This window comes from Streptomyces sp. NPDC001480, from assembly GCF_042894725.1.
In the GTDB taxonomy this organism is placed as follows: Bacteria; Actinomycetota; Actinomycetes; order Streptomycetales; family Streptomycetaceae; genus Streptomyces.
This window is the reverse complement of sequence record NZ_JBIAVX010000002.1, coordinates 261,412-277,709: the sequence shown is the minus strand read 5'-3', so window position 1 is coordinate 277,709 and position 16,298 is coordinate 261,412. Positions and strand designations below refer to the sequence as shown.

General features: G+C 73.3%; 17 protein-coding genes. 8 read left to right on the top strand and 9 right to left on the bottom strand.

Annotated features, from left to right (window positions below):
• Nucleotides 1–4: 4 nt before the first annotated feature.
• On the top strand, nucleotides 5–2,458 hold the full coding sequence (locus tag ACFY01_RS05160) for an ATP-binding protein (protein ID WP_390734278.1): 2,454 nt from the start codon (nucleotides 5–7) through the stop codon (nucleotides 2,456–2,458).
• 10 nt (nucleotides 2,459–2,468) lie between these two features.
• Here ACFY01_RS05160 and ACFY01_RS05155 read toward each other — a convergent pair whose 3' ends face one another.
• Nucleotides 2,469–3,404 carry a serine hydrolase gene (locus ACFY01_RS05155; RefSeq protein ID WP_390734277.1) on the bottom strand — a complete coding sequence of 312 codons (936 nt, stop codon included), beginning with the start codon at nucleotides 3,402–3,404 and terminating at the stop codon, nucleotides 2,469–2,471.
• Entirely contained in the window at nucleotides 3,401–4,399 is a 999-nt protein-coding gene (locus tag ACFY01_RS05150) for a LysR family transcriptional regulator (RefSeq protein WP_390734276.1), read from the bottom strand. Before ACFY01_RS05150 ends, ACFY01_RS05155 begins: the two co-directional genes overlap by 4 nt.
• Nucleotides 4,400–4,480: 81 nt before the next feature.
• On the opposite strand from ACFY01_RS05150, the gene bla reads away from it, so the two are divergent.
• Nucleotides 4,481–5,401, top strand: coding sequence for a class A beta-lactamase (gene bla, locus ACFY01_RS05145; protein ID WP_390734275.1), 921 nt, complete (start codon nucleotides 4,481–4,483; stop codon nucleotides 5,399–5,401).
• 82 nt (nucleotides 5,402–5,483) lie between these two features.
• Here the strand turns inward: bla and ACFY01_RS05140 are convergent, their stop codons facing one another.
• A complete protein-coding gene (locus ACFY01_RS05140) occupies nucleotides 5,484–5,678 on the bottom strand; it encodes a DUF2795 domain-containing protein (RefSeq protein WP_390734274.1) in 195 nt (64 codons plus the stop codon).
• A 126-nt stretch (nucleotides 5,679–5,804) separates the two neighbouring features.
• Between ACFY01_RS05140 and ACFY01_RS05135 the strand changes: the two genes are divergently transcribed.
• The gene (locus tag ACFY01_RS05135; protein WP_390734273.1) at nucleotides 5,805–6,329 is read left to right on the top strand and encodes a hypothetical protein; all 525 of its coding nucleotides are present in this window, start codon (nucleotides 5,805–5,807) and stop codon (nucleotides 6,327–6,329) included.
• Between the two features lie 66 nt (nucleotides 6,330–6,395).
• Here the strand turns inward: ACFY01_RS05135 and ACFY01_RS05130 are convergent, their stop codons facing one another.
• Entirely contained in the window at nucleotides 6,396–7,574 is a 1,179-nt protein-coding gene (locus ACFY01_RS05130) for a PP2C family protein-serine/threonine phosphatase (RefSeq protein WP_390734272.1), read from the bottom strand.
• A gap of 152 nt (nucleotides 7,575–7,726) precedes the next feature.
• Between ACFY01_RS05130 and ACFY01_RS05125 the strand changes: the two genes are divergently transcribed.
• Together ACFY01_RS05125 and ACFY01_RS05120 are read left to right on the top strand one after the other, a co-directional pair.
• Nucleotides 7,727–8,206, top strand: a complete 480-nt coding sequence (locus ACFY01_RS05125; protein WP_390734271.1) for an SRPBCC family protein — start codon at nucleotides 7,727–7,729, stop codon at nucleotides 8,204–8,206.
• 174 nt (nucleotides 8,207–8,380) lie between these two features.
• Nucleotides 8,381–9,349 carry a pyridoxal-phosphate dependent enzyme gene (locus ACFY01_RS05120; RefSeq protein ID WP_390734270.1) on the top strand — a complete coding sequence of 323 codons (969 nt, stop codon included), beginning with the start codon at nucleotides 8,381–8,383 and terminating at the stop codon, nucleotides 9,347–9,349.
• 20 nt (nucleotides 9,350–9,369) lie between these two features.
• Here the strand turns inward: ACFY01_RS05120 and ACFY01_RS05115 are convergent, their stop codons facing one another.
• On the bottom strand, nucleotides 9,370–9,720 hold the full coding sequence (locus tag ACFY01_RS05115) for an inositol monophosphatase family protein (RefSeq protein ID WP_390734269.1): 351 nt from the start codon (nucleotides 9,718–9,720) through the stop codon (nucleotides 9,370–9,372).
• Nucleotides 9,721–9,743: 23 nt separating this feature from the next.
• Here ACFY01_RS05115 and ACFY01_RS05110 point away from each other — a divergent pair, with 23 nt between their 5' ends.
• The 3 genes from ACFY01_RS05110 (at nucleotide 9,744) to ACFY01_RS05100 (ending at nucleotide 11,963) form a co-directional block, all read left to right on the top strand.
• A complete protein-coding gene (locus ACFY01_RS05110; RefSeq protein ID WP_390734268.1) occupies nucleotides 9,744–10,205 on the top strand; it encodes an Lrp/AsnC family transcriptional regulator in 462 nt (153 codons plus the stop codon).
• A gap of 169 nt (nucleotides 10,206–10,374) precedes the next feature.
• Nucleotides 10,375–10,782: an SseB family protein gene (locus ACFY01_RS05105; protein WP_390734267.1), complete on the top strand. Its 408-nt coding sequence runs from the start codon at nucleotides 10,375–10,377 to the stop codon at nucleotides 10,780–10,782.
• A gap of 80 nt (nucleotides 10,783–10,862) precedes the next feature.
• Nucleotides 10,863–11,963: a hypothetical protein gene (locus ACFY01_RS05100; RefSeq protein ID WP_390734266.1), complete on the top strand. Its 1,101-nt coding sequence runs from the start codon at nucleotides 10,863–10,865 to the stop codon at nucleotides 11,961–11,963.
• Nucleotides 11,964–12,301: 338 nt separating this feature from the next.
• Here ACFY01_RS05100 and ACFY01_RS05095 read toward each other — a convergent pair whose 3' ends face one another.
• The 4 genes from ACFY01_RS05095 to ACFY01_RS05080 all read right to left on the bottom strand — a co-directional run bounded on the left by ACFY01_RS05095 (nucleotide 12,302) and on the right by ACFY01_RS05080 (nucleotide 16,278).
• Nucleotides 12,302–12,700 carry a MarR family winged helix-turn-helix transcriptional regulator gene (locus ACFY01_RS05095; protein WP_390734265.1) on the bottom strand — a complete coding sequence of 133 codons (399 nt, stop codon included), beginning with the start codon at nucleotides 12,698–12,700 and terminating at the stop codon, nucleotides 12,302–12,304.
• A gap of 97 nt (nucleotides 12,701–12,797) precedes the next feature.
• Entirely contained in the window at nucleotides 12,798–13,148 is a 351-nt protein-coding gene (locus tag ACFY01_RS05090; protein ID WP_390734264.1) for a VOC family protein, read from the bottom strand.
• A gap of 116 nt (nucleotides 13,149–13,264) precedes the next feature.
• Nucleotides 13,265–15,574 (bottom strand): FtsX-like permease family protein, encoded by a 2,310-nt coding sequence (locus tag ACFY01_RS05085; RefSeq protein ID WP_390734263.1) that lies wholly within the window; start codon nucleotides 15,572–15,574, stop codon nucleotides 13,265–13,267.
• Entirely contained in the window at nucleotides 15,571–16,278 is a 708-nt protein-coding gene (locus ACFY01_RS05080) for an ABC transporter ATP-binding protein (RefSeq protein WP_390734262.1), read from the bottom strand. Before ACFY01_RS05080 ends, ACFY01_RS05085 begins: the two co-directional genes overlap by 4 nt.
• Nucleotides 16,279–16,298 lie beyond the last annotated feature (20 nt).

Here is a 16,298-nt window from a genome sequence, read left to right as displayed (position 1 = left end):
CGGGATGAGCCGGAGTCGGACGTGCGAGTCGTGCGGTGCGGCGCTGACCGGGAGACCGCACGGCGGCCGGCCGGCTCGCTACTGCTCCGACGCGTGCCGGCAACGGGCGCACAGACGGCGGTCGGCCCGCCCGGATCCGGGCGCCCGGGGTCTCGTCCCGCCCCGGGCGCTCGACTCCTTCGTGGGCCGGCGGCAGGAGCTGACGCGGCTGCGCACCCTGCTGAGGACGTCGCGCCTGCTCACCCTGACCGGTACCGGAGGCGTCGGCAAGACGCGGCTGGCGCTGGAGTTCGCCAGGGGCCTGTCCGCCCGCGGCACCCGGGTGGACCTGGTGGAACTCGACTCGCTGCACGACCAAGCGCTCCTCACGCAGTCCGTGGCCGCCGCCCTGGCCGTCGGCGAACAGGCCGGCCGGACCGGCGTGGACGTCCTCGTCGGCGCGATCGGTGACGCCTCGCGGCTGCTGATCCTCGACAACTGCGAGCATCTGGCCGAGCCGTGCGCGCGACTGGCGGCGGCCCTGCTGCGGCACTGCCCCCGGCTGCGGATCCTGGCCACCAGCCGGGAGGCCCTGCGGGTGCCCGGTGAGACCGTGTTCCGGGTCGGCGAGCTGTCCCTGCCCCCGGCCGGCGACGAGGACGACCCGGCGGTCCTCCTGCGGGCCGACGCCGTCCGGCTGTTCACCGAGCGCGCCGCCGGCCGGGCACCCGGATTCACCCTGCACCGCGGCAACGGCAGGACCGTCGCCGAGATATGCCGCCGGCTGGACGGGCTGACCCTCGCCGTCGAACTCGCGGCCGGCCGCGTCGGCACCCTCGCGCCGGGGGACATCCTGGCCGGCCTGGACGACCAGTTGTCCCAGCTGCCACTCCTCACCGGCGGAAGCAGGACCGGGCCCCGGCGGCACAGCGAGCTGGCCACCGCCATCGACTGGAGCCACCGGCTGCTCGACCCGGCCGAACAGGCCGTCTTCCGGCGTCTCGCGGTCCTCGTCGGCGGGTTCGGGACGGACGCGGCGCGGACCGTCTGCGCCGGTGACGGCATCGCACAGCGGCAGATCCTCGGCATCCTGTGCGCCCTCGAGGCCAAGTCGCTGATCGTCCGTCTGCCGGGGGAAGCCGAGCCCGCGCGGTTCAGGCAGCTGACGGCCATCCGGGCCTACGCGATGGAGCGCCTGGTCGCATCCGGCGAACTGCACACCACCCGGCGTCGGGCCCTCGCATGGCTCACCGGGCTGGCCGACCGGGCCGGTGACGAGGTGTTCGCCGACCAGGCCGACAGCCCGCTCGTCGGGGAGCGCGACAACCTCGCGGCGGCCCTGTCCACCGTCGACGGCGACACCGCCCCGCACGCACGGCTGACGCTCGAACTGGCCCGTGTGCACTACCAGCAGGAACAGCCCTCGGCCGCCGCCACGCTGCTGACCGGGCTGCTCGGCACCGCGGACGGCCGGGCACTCGGCGGTACGGTCCCGGCGCTGGCCGCGCGCGTCGCCTGCCAGCAGGCCGAGCTGCGCCGGGCACTGTTACTGGGTGAGCGAGCGGTGGCCGCGGAGCGTGCCCGCGACCACCCCGCCGGCCTCGCCAACGCCCTGGACGCGCGCGCCGCGGCCCGGCTGTGCCGCGGTGAACCCGACGCGGCCGTCACGGACCTGCGGGAGTGCCTGGACGTCCTCGCCGCGCTCGGCCGACCGCACGACACCGCGTGGTGCACCCACCATCTGGCCTGGGCCCTGCTCCAGACGGGCCGGGAGGCGGAGGCCGACGCACTGATGTCCCGCTGTCTGCCGCTGATCAGGGAACACGCGCCCTGGCGCCGGACCGCGGCGGCGCTGCACACCGCGGGCGCCGTGCGGCTGGCGCTGGGACGGCTTCAGAGCGCCGAGGCACTGTTCGCCGAAGTGCTGCGGATCGTCCCCGAAGCGGGTTTCCACGCGCTCTACCCCGTCGAGGGCCTGGCCCTGGTGGCCGCCGAGAGCGGCGACCCGCAGCGGGCCCTGCGCCTGTACGAGGCGAGCGCGCAGGCCCGCCGCCGGCTGGACACCGAGCCGGAGGACCCGTGGCGGCGGCAGGTGGAGCAGACGGCGGACCGGGCGCGTACCCGCCTGTCGGCGACCGCGCGGGACGCGGCCGTCAGCGTCGGCCGCCGGCTGCGCGGGGACCGGCTGGTCGCGTACGCCCTGCGCACACCCGGTGGCGGCCACCGCGCGACGACGAGGGACACCACGTCGGCCGTCGACGGCCAGTACCCGCTCACCGCAAGGGAGTTCATGGTGGCCGAACTCGTCGCCGAGGGGCTGACCAACGGGCGGATCGGTGAGCGGCTCGGTCTTTCCGCCCGTACCGTGGCCACGCACCTGGACAAGGTCCGCGACAAGCTGGGCATGCGATCGCGCACCCAGATCGCCCTGTGGGTCGTGGGGCGGGCCGGGAACCGGGCCGGTGGCCGGCCCGAGTGAACGGTGCCCCTCAGCGGCGCAGCGCCTCGAAGGCCTGCCGGGCGCTGATCGCGATCGCGAGGTCGATGTCCGGTGCCAGGTGGGCCCGGCGGTCGGAGCGGGTGAGCGCGGCCATCGCCACGCGGTCACCGGACTCGGCCTCCACCACACCGATCTCGTGCCGCAGGTGGAGGAACGTGCCCGTCTTGCCGCTGACCCGGACGGTGTCCGCGCGCAGTTCGCCCGCCAGCCGGTGGGTGAAGACCTGGAGCCCCATCAGCCGGCGCAGTTCGGCGGTCGCGCCGACATGGGCGATCTCGTCCCGCCACACGCGCCGCAGCAGGGTGACGAGCGACGCGGCGGTGCCGAGGTTGGCGTGGGCCGGGTCCAGCGTCTCGATGGTGTGCCGCCCCGAGCGGTCGTCGCGGATGGCCAGTTCCAGGGCGAGCGAGAAGTCGTTGCCCGCGGCGCCCGCGGCGCACCGGTACATGTGGTCGAGCCGGTGCCGCACCCGTATGCCGGAACACCCCCACGCGGCCAGGCGGGCGTCGACGTCCGCCGGCGGGACGAGGTCGAGCAACGCGTCGGCGGCGGCGTTGTCGCTGACCGCGAGCATGAGGAGGGCCAGGTCGCCGACGGCCACGGTGGCCGGGTGCCGGAAGGCCGCCAGCCCGGTCGGGCCGACGCTGCCGGTGGCCGGGTCGACGGTCACCGGCCGTGCGGCGTCGAGTTCTCCGGCCGCGATCCGGTCCAGCACGACCAGCGCGAGCGGGACCTTGACCACCGAGGCGAGCGGCACCGGTTCGTCGACGTCGAAGCCGAGTCGCTCGCCGGTGTCGATGTTGCGGGCGAGGAACGAGCCGCGGACCCCGAGCTCCGCCCAGTCGGCGGCGATCGCCTCCGCGACGTCGAGGAGGGCGACGTCATCGGCCGTACAGGCCGGGCGGTGGACCCGGCCGGCGCTCATCCGCGCGCCGCCAGTCGCGAGGAGGCCTCCGCGGGCTCGTACGATCCGGCCGCTCCGGCCGTCGCGGCACCGACCGCGGCCGCCAGCAGAGCGACCAGCCAGCCCGGCACGGTCGCCACACCCTGACGCTCCGCCGAACCCGGCTCGTACCCCCGGTGCAGCGACGCGTCGCCCAACGGTGCCCAACTCGCGCCGTGCCGCCGTGCGAACGGCTCCGCGCACAGCAGTGTCACCCGCCCCGCGAGGGTCTCGGCGAGCGCGGTCGCCGTCGGCCCGGCCGGCCGGACCACGTCCTCCGGCAGCCCGGCGCGAGCCGCCGCACGCCGCAACCGGTCCAGTGCGTACGGGACTTGGTCCTCGGCCAGACAGAGGACCGGCACCGGTGCCCGAAGGCCGCCCCTCGCGCCGTGGCCGCGCCGTGGCCGCAGGTCCTCCAGATGGACCGGGCGCGGTCGCGGGCCGGGCCGCCTTTCGTCCGGAGCGTCCGGAGCATCCGCAACGTCCGGCGACGGGGCGGAGGCCACGCCGAGCGGTACGCGCAGGGCGGCGTTCTCCGGTGGAACCCGCAGCAGCGCGAACGTCAGCGATCCGGCGGACAGGCCCGACAGCCTTTCCTGGGGCGGCAGTTCGTGCACGCCCAGCGGAATGCCGTGCTCCGTACCGGCGCGGATGACCCGCGCCAGCGCCGCCGGGCCGCAGTCCGCCGGCACACCGACGGCCCGTACCGCCGCCTGCCGGGCCGACTCCGCGACATGCCGCAACCGGTGGGCCCGGTCCAGAACGTCCTGGGCGTACGGGAGGAGGAGCCGGCCGAACTCGGTGACCGTGACCTGCCGCCGTGAACGGTCGAAGAGCGGACCGCCGAAGTGCTCCTCGAGTGTCTTGACGCGTCGGCTGAGAAGCGGCTGGGCGATCCCGAGCCGGTCGGCGGCACGCGAGAAGCTCGCCTCGTCCACGGCCGCGACATACGCCTCGAGGTGCGCCAGCAGGTCCATCCAGCCTTCATATCAATTGGTTATGGGAGGTTGAAAGATGACTCTTGGACATGGGCGGTGGGCGCCTGTTTCGCTGTGCTTATGACCACTCCCAGCCCTTTTCCGCGGCGCGGCCTGCTCAAGGCCGGTCTCGTCGTGTCCACCGCCGCGCTCACCGCCGCCGCGTCGGCGTCGACCGCCTCGGCCGCACCGGATCCCGGACAGGGAGGCGCGGAAGGCGAGTTGCGCGTCCTGGAGCAGCAGTACGCCGCACGCCTCGGTGTGTACGCCCGTAACCTGCGCACCGGGCAGGTGGTGTCCTACCGGGCGCGGGAGCGGTTCGCACTGTGCTCGACGTTCAAGGCGTTCGCCGCGGCGGCGATCCTCCGCGACCACGGTCACTGCGCGCCGCTGGACAAGGTCGTCCACTACCCGCCGGCGGACGTGACGCTGCCGAACTGCCCGATCACCGAGAAGCACGTCGACACCGGCATGACGGTGGGCGACCTGTGCGCGGCCGCGATCCAGTACAGCGACAACGCGGCGGGCAATCTCCTGCTGCGCCAGATCGGCGGCCCGGGCGGCCTCACCCGGTTCTTCCGGTCGATCGGCGACCCGGTCAGCCGGCTCGACCGCTGGGAGACCGACCTCAACTCCGCCGTCCCCGGCGACCTGCGCGACACCACCACGCCGGAGGCTGCCGACGGCGGCTTCACGCGGCTGACGCTGGGCCGGTCCCTGGCGGACGCCGACCGCGAGCAGCTCGTCAGCTGGCTCAAGGGCAACACCACCAGCGGCGAACGGTTCCGCCGCGGCCTGCCGCGGGACTGGGTCGTCGCCGACAAGACCGGCACCGGTGACTACGCGACCGGCAACGACCTCGGCGTGGCCTGGACCACCAGGGGGACACCGCTCGTGCTGGCCGTGCTGTCGTCGAAGTCCACCCGGGACGCGGCGGTGGACAACGGGCTGATCTCGGACACGGCACGCGTGCTCGCGCGCGCCCTCGCGCCGGGTGAGTGAGGCCGGAGGGCGCACACCGTCGGACAGCACGCACCACGGCGGCCGGAGCCCGAGGCTCCGGCCGCCGTGTCCGTGGGTGCTGTCACTTCTCGTTGAACACGGCCTTGCTGACCTCGGCCGGGTTCTGGAACTCCTTCTTCCCGAGGTGGGAGATGCGCTCCGTGATCTCTTTCGGAGCGTGGTTCTTCTCCGCGACCTTCCGGAGCTGTTCGCGGTCAGCCGGGTAGTCCACGCCGGACAGGGCTTTCTGCAGATCGGTGGGCCTGAGAGCCGCCATGGTTCCTCCAGGCGGTGAGATGTTCCAGTGTTCCGGTGACACCGGCGCCGGAAGCGACGCCGGACTGCTCAGGTACCCACGCACCGGAGGGACGATTCAGTCGATGTGTCGATAAATCGGTTACACATGGGCGCATCGCCGCCGGGTGGGTACTCGGCCTCGGTGAACATGGACCTGCTCGCCATCTACCTCAACGACCACCTGGCGGGATCCACCGTCGGCGTCCGCCGCGCAGGGTACGTGGCGCGGGCACACCGGGGCCCTCCGCTCGGTGGCGTGCTGGAACGGATCGCGCGGGAGATCGCCGAGGACCGCGAGAGCCTGCTGGGCATCATGGACCGGCTCGGGGTCCCGCAGCGCCGGTACAAGGTCCTCGCGGCCGCCGCAGCCGAGGGCGCGGGGCGGCTCAAGCCCAACGGGCGCATCGTCGCCCGGTCGCCGCTCTCCTCGGTCCTCGAACTCGAGTTCCTCCGGCTCGGCGTCGAGGGGAAGGCGGCCTGCTGGCGAGCGCTGCGTCCGCTGGCGGACGCGGACGGGCGCCTCGACGCGCGGCAGCTGGACGAGCTGCTCGCCCGGGCCGAACGGCAGCTGGGCACGCTGGAGGAGCTCCGTCTGCGCATGTCGCAGGAGGTGTTCCGCGCCCGCGGGTGATACGGCGGGAACCGGACCGCTGACGCTCGGCTTCGCCGTTCGGCTCTGCCGTCGCCCGTCCGGTCGTCAGGCCCGGGGCTGGGCGCCGGAGCCGTGGTGCAGTCCCGCGAAGACGGGATGCCGCTCGTGCCGGCGCTGGTCGGCGGGTGTGCGGTGGAGGGCGATGAGGGCCGCGTCGTCGTCCAGGCGGCCTCCGGTGTGGGCGAGGAGGTCACGGCGGATGTGGTGCATCAGGGCCTCGGGGCCGGCCTCCGTCCAGCGTGCGACGCGCTCCGCCAGCGGATAGAAGTGGCCGTCGGCGTCGCGGGCCTCGATGACGCCGTCGGTGTAGAGCAGGAGGGTGTCGCCGGGCTCGAAGGAGAACACGTCCAGCGTGTGGTCGGCCGAGCCCGCCACCCCGACGCCCAGCGGCGGCGAGGGGTGCAGGCTCGGCACGGTGACCACGTGGCCCGGGCTGAGCAGCAGCGGGGGAGGATGGCCGCAGCTGGTCATCCTGGTGACCGGATCGGTGTCGGGGATCTCGACGAACAGGGCGGTGGCGAAGCGTTCACCGGCCTCCTCGGGCGGTTCGAAGTCGGCGCTGTACCGGGTCACGCTCTGTTCCAGGGTGGTGGCCAGCGCGGACAGGGAGGTCTGCCGGTGCGCGGCCTCCCGGAAGGCGCCCAGCAGCAGCGCGGCCTCGCCGATCGCGGCGAGACCCTTGCCGCGTACGTCGCCGATCATGACGCGAACGGCGCCGTCGCACCGGCTGGCGGCGTACAGGTCGCCGCCGATCTGCGCCTCGTCCTCGGCGGCCATGTACAGGGAGGCGATCCGCAGCGGGCCGATGTGCTCCGGCAGCGGCCACATCAGGACGTGCTGGGCGGCCTCGGCCACCGACCGGACCTGCGCCAGCTGGGCGCGCCGCCGGTCGCGGATCGCGCTGTAGATCACCACCATGACGGTCAGCACGGCGAGCGTGATGAGCTGCACGATGTGGTTCGTGGTGGCCACCCCGCCGTGGAAGGCCGCGATGACGAACTGGGCGGCGACCGCGAGCGCGCCCACCAGGCCGGTCGCCACGGGCCCCGCGAACGACGGCGTGAGCGCCGGGGCGATGACCAGCGCGGGCCCCAGATGCACGTTGTCGGGCGTACGGATGTCCACCACGGTGATCACCGCGATGAGCGCGATCGGAAGCAGCAGCAGCGCATGGCTCGACTGCCACGTCTGCCGCAGAGCCGCCACGTTCCGCCAGGGGCTCATGCCACCAGCGTGCCTCACGCCCGGGCGACCGGCATGCGCACCGGTCTGCCGGTCCGGTCCCCAGGGCCGTTGTGATCGGGCCGGTCACCGGGGTACCCGTACGCCGGCCGGCGAGAGCCGGTCGATGAAAGCCGACCGATCAAGGAGGACTCATGAGCACGGTCAAGGAAACGGTCGAGGTCGAGGTTCCCCTCCACACCGCCTACAACCAGTGGACGCAGTTCGAGCAGTTCCCGCAGTTCATGGAGGGAGTGGAAGAGGTCAGGCAGCTCGACGACCGCCACAACCACTGGACCACCAAGATCGGCGGAGTGAAGCGCGAGTTCGACACCGAGATCGTCGACCAGCTCCCCGACGAGCGGATCACGTGGCGCACCATCAGCGGCGACACCGATCAGAAGGGGTCGGTCCGCTTCCAGCGCCTGGACGACACGCACACGCGCGTGGAGCTCGTCATGGACATCGAGCCGGGGGGCATGGCGGAGAAGGGCGCGGACGCGCTGGGCATGATCGACCGGCGGGTCAAGGGAGACATGCGCCGCTTCAAGGACTACATCGAGCACCGCGGCGGCGAGACCGGTGCCTGGCGCGGGCGCATCAAGCCGGGCGACCCCGGCGGCCAGGCGCTCTGAGGGCCGGCCAGGCCACGACTCCGGCTGAGCGCTGCCGTCCCCGGGCACGCCCGGCGGGCTGGACTTTCCGTCTAGATGCTGGACAATGATTCCAGCCCGGAATGGTCCAGCATCCGGCGACATCCGGCATCCGCCGACCCCGGCGGCCGGCAGCGCCCAGAACGGAGTTCGAACATGCCCGACACCCCGCCCGTCAGCCTCGACGACGTCCGGGACGCCGCCGCACGGATCAAGGGCGTCGCCCACCGGACGCCGGTGCTGCGCTCGCGGACCCTGGACGAGCTGGTGGGCGCCGAGGTCTTCGTCAAATGCGAGAACCTCCAGCGGGTCGGCGCCTTCAAGTTCCGCGGTGCCTACAACGCCGCGTCCCGGCTGTCCCCGGAACGCCTGGCCAAGGGCATCGCCGCCTACTCCTCCGGCAACCACGCCCAGGCGGTCGCGCTGGCCGCCCGTGAACTCGGCACCACCGCCGTCATCCTGATGCCCGAGGACACACCCCGCGCCAAGCTGGAGGCGACCGCCGGGTACGGCGCCGAGATCGTCACCTACGACCGCTACACCGGCGACCGGGTCGCGATCGGGGAGGCCCTCGCCGCGGACCGCGGCCTGGAGCTGATCCCGCCGTACGAGCACCCCCACGTCATCGCCGGGCAGGGCACGGCGGCCCTGGAACTGATCGAGGAGGCCGGCGAGCTGGACGCCCTGGTCGTGCCGGTCGGCGGTGGCGGCCTGATCGCGGGAAGCGCGACCGCGGCCAAGGGCCTCCTGCCGGACATCCGGGTGATCGGTGTGGAGCCGGAGGCCGGGGACGACACCAAGCGGTCCCTGGAGGCGGGGCGGCGCGTCTCCGTCCCCGTGCCCCGGACCATCGCCGACGGCCAGGCCGCGGACATCCCCGGCGAACTCACCTTCTCCATCAACCGGCGGCTGCTCGACGGCATCGCCCTCGTCGACGACGACGAGATCCGCGAGGCGATGCGGTTCGCCTTCGAGCGCCTGAAGACCGTCGTCGAACCGAGCGGCGCGAGCGCCCTGGCCGCCCTGCTGGCCCACCGGGTGGAGCCGCTGCCCCGCCGGGTCGGCCTCATCCTCTCCGGCGGCAACATCGGCGCCGAGCGCTTCGCCGAACTCCTCGGCGGCTGACCCTCCGCCCGAGCGCGCACTCACCCGCGACGCAAGGCGTCCACCACCAGGTGGCCGTGCAGCCCGGCCGAGGCGACGAGAAAGCCGTCCGAGGCCGCCGTCCAGGGCTTGCCGTCGGCGTCGCTGACCACCGCACCCGCCTCCCGGGCGACCAGGGCACCGGGCAGCAGGTTGGCGGCGTCCCGGCCGAACTGCCAGAAGGCGTCCAGGCGACCGACGGCGGCGTCGGCGATCTGCCAACTGGTGGGCCCCAGATTGCGTACGGCCGCGACGCGCGGCAGCACCGAGGCGAGCGACCGGCCCGCCGCCTCGGCCACGCCCGGCTGCCGGCCGATGAACGGCGGCTGGCTGGTCGCGACGACCGCCGCCACCGGCTCGGGCCCCGGCGGCGGCCGTGGCCGCGCGCATCGGCCACCCCGAGTCCACGGTGCGCCGACGGGTCGCCCGGCTCGCGGACACCGGACGGCTGGTCACCCAGGTCGTCCTCGACCCACGGCGGCTCGGACTGGACATCGACGCCAACGTCATGATGCGCGTCGCCCCCGACCGGCTCGACGCGGTCGGCCGGACCCTGGCCCGCCACCCGGCGGTGCACGGCGCGTTCGCCACCACCGGCGCCGCCGACCTGCATGTCGCGGTCTGGGTGCGCGACCGGGCGCACCTCTACCGGTTCATCACACGGGACCTGGGCGGGCTGGGCGTCGACGGCGTCGAGACCGTCAGCGTCGGCCAGGCCGTCAAGCGTCCCGGCAAGACACCCGTGAACTCGACGCCCCGCACCGCCCCTAGCGCCCGCACGCTGAACACGTGCGGCCCAGACGGCACCGTCGTCAGGCGCCGTTGCTCCCGCCGGTGACCGGCACCCGCGGTCGCCCTCCGGGACCCGCCACGGTTCGCCGAACCGTCATCCGCCCGGCGCCATCGGGTCGGCATGCCCCCGGACCCGCTGGGTACGCGCTCAGGACCGCGCCCGCGGCCGAGTGCCGACGGGCGACCGCACGACCGCCGCTAGCAGGGGATCTGCCATGGAGACACCCGCGTACGACGACATGCCGACGCCGGCCCAGCGGGCGCTGGACGCGCTGGCCGAGAACGCCGAGGACCCGACCGCGCTGTACACGCTCGCCAGCAGCGACGTGCTGCTCCCCGTGCCGGACGACGCCGCCGCCGAGGACGCCACCGACCCCTCCGCGGTGGCACTGCCCGTCCTGGAGAGGCCGGGGGACAACCCGGTCGTGCCGGTGTTCACCTCGGAGCTGGAGATGGCCGAGTTGCTGCCCTTCGTCTCCCGCTACCGCCTCGTTCCCCTGGGCGCACTCGCCTCCCAGTGGCCGACCGACGACATCTCGCTCACCATCGACGGCAGCTCCGAGCACGGCCTGACCCTCACCTCCGAGGGAGTGCGCACCCTGCTGGCCCGCGCGGCGGGCTGAGCGCGGCCGATCCCCGTAGCGGCCGATCCCCGTGGCGGCCGATCCCCGCAGCGCCCCCGGCCGCGGTTCACAATGACCGCATGGAATGGATCTCCGGCGTGGCCGGGGCACTGGTTCTGGCACTGGTACTCAGCAGTGTCCTGCGCACCCTCGTGGTTCCCCGGGGGCTGTACTCCGCGCTGGTGGTCCGCCTGTGGCGGGTGCTGCGCCGCCTGCTGCGCCTCACCACACCCCGCGGCGGGTACGACGCCATCGACCGGGCCCAGACCTGGCTCGCCCCGCTGATGCTGATCGGGATGCTCGCCGGCTGGCTCGGCGGGGCCCTGCTCGCCTTCGGTCTGCTGCTGTACGCGCTGTCCCCGCTGTCCTGGAGCACCGCCTTCCGGGAGGCCGGCTCCAGCATGTTCACCCTCGGCTTCGCCAGCGGGGACCGGCTGAAGCTGTCCGTGCTGGACTTCGTCGCCGCCGCCACCGGACCCGTCCTCATCGCCCTCCAGATCGCCTACCTGCCCACCCTGTACGGCGCCTACAACCGGCGCGAACTGGAGGTCACCCTCCTCCAGTCACGGGCCGGCGAGCCCGCCTGGGGCCCGGAGATCCTGGCCCGGCAGTGGCTGGTCGACACCGAGAGGGCGCTCCCGCAGCTGTACCGGGCCTGGGAGCGGCTGGCCTCGGACATGGGCGAGAGCCACTCCACGTACCCGATCCTGCTGACCTTCCGCTCCCCGGGCCCGCACCGCAGCTGGCTGGTCGGCCTGGTCGCCATCATGGACGCGGCCGCCCTCCAGCTCGCCCTGACCCCGCGCGACGCCCCGCCGGAGGCCCGCCTGGTGCTGCGCGCCGGGTTCTCCGCGCTGCGCGACATCGCCCGCGTGCTGCGCATCCCCTTCGACCCCGACCCGGCCCCGGACACCGGGATCCGGCTGACCTACGCCGAGTTCGACGCGGCGGCGCAGATGCTGGAGAGCGCCGGTTTCCGGGCCGGGCGCACGCCGCGGGACGCCTGGCCGCACTTCCAGGGCTGGCGGGTCAACTACGAGGCCGTCGCCTACGAACTGTGCCGTCGCTGCGACGCCGTACCCGCCCCGTGGACCGGCCCGCGAGACTTCCCCGGCGGCGCCATCCCGCCCCGCCGGCCGGTGGACCGGCGCCCGCCCGGCCGAGGCCGGCCGGGACTGTGAACTGTCGCGGCGCTCTCGACCGCTACGCCCCCCCCCGGGAGTGGCGCGACAGTCTGGCGGACGGCGGCTTCGTGCGGGCGGGTGGCCTGGTGGTCACGGCCCACCCGGTGGGCGCCGGAGCTCCCGAGCACTCGTCGGCCCCGTCCCTGACGGCCGTTGGGTGCCGGCGTACCGCATCGAGGACCTGACCAGCGGGGGGAGTGCTGGTGTACGCGCCCTGCGTGCCCGCCCGGGGCGAGGGGCTGGACGAGCTGCGCGACGGCCGACTGCGTGCTGCTGGACGGCACGTTCTTCGCGGCCGACGAGACGGGCGGTGCGGTGCGGTCCGGGAGCGTCCTCTAGACCGACTGCTCCGCCAGCATGCGCGCCAGCGCCGCCCGCTGGAGCGGCAGTACCCGGGCGTGCAGTTCGCGGCCCTTGCCGGTCAGCGCGACCCAGACGCCCCGCCGGTCCTCGGCGCAGACCGAGCGCTCCACGAGGCCGTCCTTCTCCAGCCGCCCGATGAGGCGGGACAGCGCGCTCTGGCTGAGGTGCACCCGGCCGACCAGGTTCTGCACCCGGCACTGGTCGCCCTGCTCGCGCGGCTCGGAGGCGAGGATGTCCAGCACCTCGAAGTCGCTCGCACCCAGCCCGTGGGGATGCAGCGCCCGGTCGATCTCGCACATCGTGCGCGCGTGGACCGACAGGATGTCACGCCACCGTTCCTCGAGCCGTGCGTCGGCCGTCTTCGCTGCCATACCCGCACGGTAGCACCGATTCGGCCAATTGTTGAGTGTGCAACTAGTGCGGGTGCAAGGAGTCCGCGAGCAGTCGGCGAGCAGTCGTACGAGAGGCTCAGGCGTCCGGGTCCTGGAGGAGTCCCACCAGGTTGCCGTCGGGGTCCTTCACCGAGGCGATCAGCCGGCCGTTGCCGACGTCCCGCACATCCTGGAGCAGTTCCGCGCCCGCTTCGAGCAGTGCGGCGAGCCGCTCCCGGAGATCGGTGACGTGCCAGAACGGCACCGGCCCGGTCATGCCCTGCGCGTGCCCGTTCGGGTCGAGGCCGACGTCCTGCCCGGCGGCCTTGAAACCGACGTAGTAGGGCGCGTCGGCGTAGGGCTCGACGCCCAGCAGGGCGGTGAACAGGGGCTTGGCCTTCTCCAGGTCCTTGACGGGGTAGATGATCGTCTGCAGGCCGGCGCTCATGGAACTCACTCCTCGGGTGGGCGGTCCGACGGGTTTCCGTCGGTGCTCTCACGCTAGGGCCGGGGAGCCCGCTCCGGCTTCTTCGATCCTGACCGGTTGCGGGATCCCCGGTGGCACTACTCGTTGTGCAGCACCTCCGCGACGGTGAGGCGGGCCGCGCGGCGGGCCGGGACCAGGGAGCCCATGACGGCGATCAGGACACCCGCCAGGGCCAGCAGCGCCAGGACCGGCGCGTGCCAGACGTCCGTCATGTACGACGGCAGGGTGATGTCCACCCCAGCCGCCATCCGGGGGATCACCACCTCGTAGGCGGCGATGCCCAGGGGGACGCCGAGCAGCGATCCCAGCGCGCCGAGCACGGCCATCGAGGTCACCGTCATCGCCGTCACCTGGCCCGGGGTCATGCCGATCGACTTGAGCATGCCGAGGTCACGGCGCCGGTCGTGGGTGTTGAGTACGGCCGTGTTGAAGACGCCGAGGGAGGCGACCAGGGACAGCATCAGGGTGAGCGCGGTCGCCGAGCCGATGATGGTCCGGGCCACGGTGTTCGGGCCGGTCAGTTCCGTACTGAGCCCCTTGTCGAGGGCTCGGGCCGCACGCGCGTACGCCCTCCCGTCCGCGCCCTCGCGCAGTTTGACGTGATAGGAGAACGCCTCTCCATCCGGGTCCAGAGCGGTGAACGTCGGCCAGGTGCCGGCGACCAACCAGTCGTTCTCCGACAGCAGCTCGCCGACCACGGTGACCTCCTCCTCGTGGCCGCTCTTGCGCAGCCGCAGGCGGTCACCGATGCTCACCCCGTTGCGACGCAGGAATGCCGAGCTGACCACGACCTCTCCCGGGCGGTGCATCCATCGGCCCCGGACGAGCACGTCGTCCAGGGGCAGGTCGGACCCACGTCGGCCCTCGATCCAGACCTTCCGCGTGGAGCCCACGAGCTGCGCGTCCTCGTCCGCCCGGGCCGTCACCCGTGCCGCCCCCGGCAACGAGCCCAACAGCGACTGGAGTTCTCGGTCGCCGTGTACCGGCACCACCCGCTTGTCGTGCACGTAGTTGCCGGCATACACCGTGACGTCGAACGCACCCTTGCCGGCATCCCCGAAGCGGGTCATCGTCGTTCCCAGACCGGTCGCGAACGTCACGGTCGCCACACCCAGGACCACGGCCGCCAGTGTGAGCGCGCTGCGTGCGGGCCGGGCGAACGGAAGCCCCGCCCCGAGGCTCACGGCTCGCGGCAACCGCAGCCCCGCGAGCCGCCGCTGGATGCCGAGCGCCCTTCCGGCGCGGGTCGCGCTGCCCGCGCTGATCGCCCGCGCCGCCGACAGCCGCTGCGCCCGCACCGACGGGCCGAGCGCGGCCAGCACGCAGACCAGCGGCATGCCGGCCAGGGCCAGTTCGTTCACCCAGGGCGCGATGCCGACCTGATCGTGCAGCATCCCGGCGTCCGGCCCCGTGAACACGAACCGGAAGAACGGCTTCGCCAGCACGTTGCCCACGAGCGTGCCGAGCGCACATCCCAGAACGGCCGGCACGAAGATCATGGTCAGGTACACACCCAGCACTTGACCCGGAGTGAACCCGAGGGCCTTGAGGATGCCGATGTGCCGGAAGCCGGACACCACCGCACCGCCGACCACATTGGCGACGATCAGCGTGGCGACCAGGATCCCCAGAACACCGAACGCCAGCAGATAAGGGGCGTACGCGCGCGCGTTGCTGCCGACCCGTTGCTTGGCCGACAGATAGGTGCGCGATCCGGCGAGGGCGCCCTTGGGCAGCCCCTCGGTCGCCCGGGCCAGTCCATTGCGCAAGGCGCTCTGCGACGACGCGTCCCGGAACCGGTACAGCATCTGCGTGCTCTTCGGGTGCAGGGCCGCGATCTGGCCGGGGGTGACCCACACGTCGGCCGTACCGCTCATGTCGAAGGCGAACCCGACGATGGTGAGGGTGGGCCCGGACGGCACGTGGAACCTCTTGCCGAGATCGTGGGCCGTCCAGTCGGACTGCCGGTTGAGAACCATCTCGCCGGGCCGCGTCGGCCACCGGCCCGCCCACAGGTCCACCCGGTCCACCGCGCCACCGGGCCCCGCACGGCCCACGAACGCGACCTCACCGCCAAGACCCAGGTCAGCCGCGCTCCGCGACACTTCCACGGTGGCTTGCGGAAACGGCCCCGTCGCCTGCGCACCCGACTTACGCGCCAGGTCCGTGAGCCGGGCGGCCGTCACCTTCCCGGAATCGAACTCCGCGACCACATGCGGCCCGTGCTGTCTGGCGAAGATCCGGTCGAACGGCGCCGACGCCGCGTCCACCAGCCCCAGCGCGACCACGATCGACCCCGTCGACACCAGCGTGACCAGCCAGATCATCAGCGTCTGAAGTCTCCGCCTGCGCACGGCCGCCCGCGCGGCCTTCCACACCGCCCTCATGCCGACGGCTCCAGGCTGTGCTCACCGGTCACGCGGCCGTCCGCCAGCTCCACCAGGCGGCTCGCACAGCGCTGCGCGAGATGCCGGTCGTGCGTGACGATGACCAGCGTCTGCCCGATCTGGTTCAGGTCGATCAGCAGATCCATCACCTGTTCCCCCGCCCGGCTGTCCAGCGCACCGGTCGGCTCGTCGGCCAGCATCAGCGCCGGCCGGTTCATCAACGCCCGGGCCACCGCGACGCGTTGCCGCTCACCGCCGCTGAGCACGGCCGGGTAGGCGTTGCGGCGGGCGGCGATGCCCAGCTCCTCGAACAGCTCCAGCGCGCGGCGCCGGGCCTGCCGGGCCGGGGTACCGGTCAGCTGGGCGGCCAGCGCCACGTTGTCGAGGGCGGACAGGTCGTCGATGAGGTTGAAGAACTGGAAGATCATGCCGATCCGGCGCCGCCGGTACAGCGCGAGGCCCTTCTCGCTCAACTCCCCGACGTTCTCGCCGTGCACGACGACCGCGCCGCCCGTGGGCCGGTCCAGCCCGGCGATCATGTTGAGCAGCGTGGACTTGCCGCACCCCGAGGGCCCCATCACCGCGACCGCCTCCCCGGCCCGGACCTCCAGCGACACCCCGTCGAGCGCGACCGTCTCGCCGTACTCCTTGCGCACGCCGTCGAGTCGTACGACGGCCTCTCCCGTTTGCACCCCAGTGACCATGGTGAGGACGCTAAAGGCAC

Bases quoted from the DNA above. Each gene is read 5' to 3' on its own strand.
- ACFY01_RS05135 (WP_390734273.1), top strand. From the start codon at position 5,805: ATGGGCGCATCGCCGCCGGGTGGGTACTCGGCCTCGGTGAACATGGAC.
- ACFY01_RS05095 (WP_390734265.1), bottom strand. From the start codon at position 12,700: ATGGCAGCGAAGACGGCCGACGCACGGCTCGAGGAACGGTGGCGTGAC.
- ACFY01_RS05150 (WP_390734276.1), bottom strand. From the start codon at position 4,399: ATGGACCTGCTGGCGCACCTCGAGGCGTATGTCGCGGCCGTGGACGAG.
- ACFY01_RS05090 (WP_390734264.1), bottom strand. From the start codon at position 13,148: ATGAGCGCCGGCCTGCAGACGATCATCTACCCCGTCAAGGACCTGGAG.
- ACFY01_RS05155 (WP_390734277.1), bottom strand. From the start codon at position 3,404: ATGAGCGCCGGCCGGGTCCACCGCCCGGCCTGTACGGCCGATGACGTC.
- ACFY01_RS05105 (WP_390734267.1), top strand. From the start codon at position 10,375: ATGGAGACACCCGCGTACGACGACATGCCGACGCCGGCCCAGCGGGCG.
- ACFY01_RS05085 (WP_390734263.1), bottom strand. From the start codon at position 15,574: ATGAGGGCGGTGTGGAAGGCCGCGCGGGCGGCCGTGCGCAGGCGGAGA.
- ACFY01_RS05120 (WP_390734270.1), top strand. From the start codon at position 8,381: ATGCCCGACACCCCGCCCGTCAGCCTCGACGACGTCCGGGACGCCGCC.
- ACFY01_RS05140 (WP_390734274.1), bottom strand. From the start codon at position 5,678: ATGGCGGCTCTCAGGCCCACCGATCTGCAGAAAGCCCTGTCCGGCGTG.
- ACFY01_RS05080 (WP_390734262.1), bottom strand. From the start codon at position 16,278: ATGGTCACTGGGGTGCAAACGGGAGAGGCCGTCGTACGACTCGACGGC.
- bla (WP_390734275.1), top strand. From the start codon at position 4,481: ATGACCACTCCCAGCCCTTTTCCGCGGCGCGGCCTGCTCAAGGCCGGT.
- ACFY01_RS05160 (WP_390734278.1), top strand. From the start codon at position 5: ATGAGCCGGAGTCGGACGTGCGAGTCGTGCGGTGCGGCGCTGACCGGG.
- ACFY01_RS05100 (WP_390734266.1), top strand. From the start codon at position 10,863: ATGGAATGGATCTCCGGCGTGGCCGGGGCACTGGTTCTGGCACTGGTA.
- ACFY01_RS05125 (WP_390734271.1), top strand. From the start codon at position 7,727: ATGAGCACGGTCAAGGAAACGGTCGAGGTCGAGGTTCCCCTCCACACC.
- ACFY01_RS05130 (WP_390734272.1), bottom strand. From the start codon at position 7,574: ATGAGCCCCTGGCGGAACGTGGCGGCTCTGCGGCAGACGTGGCAGTCG.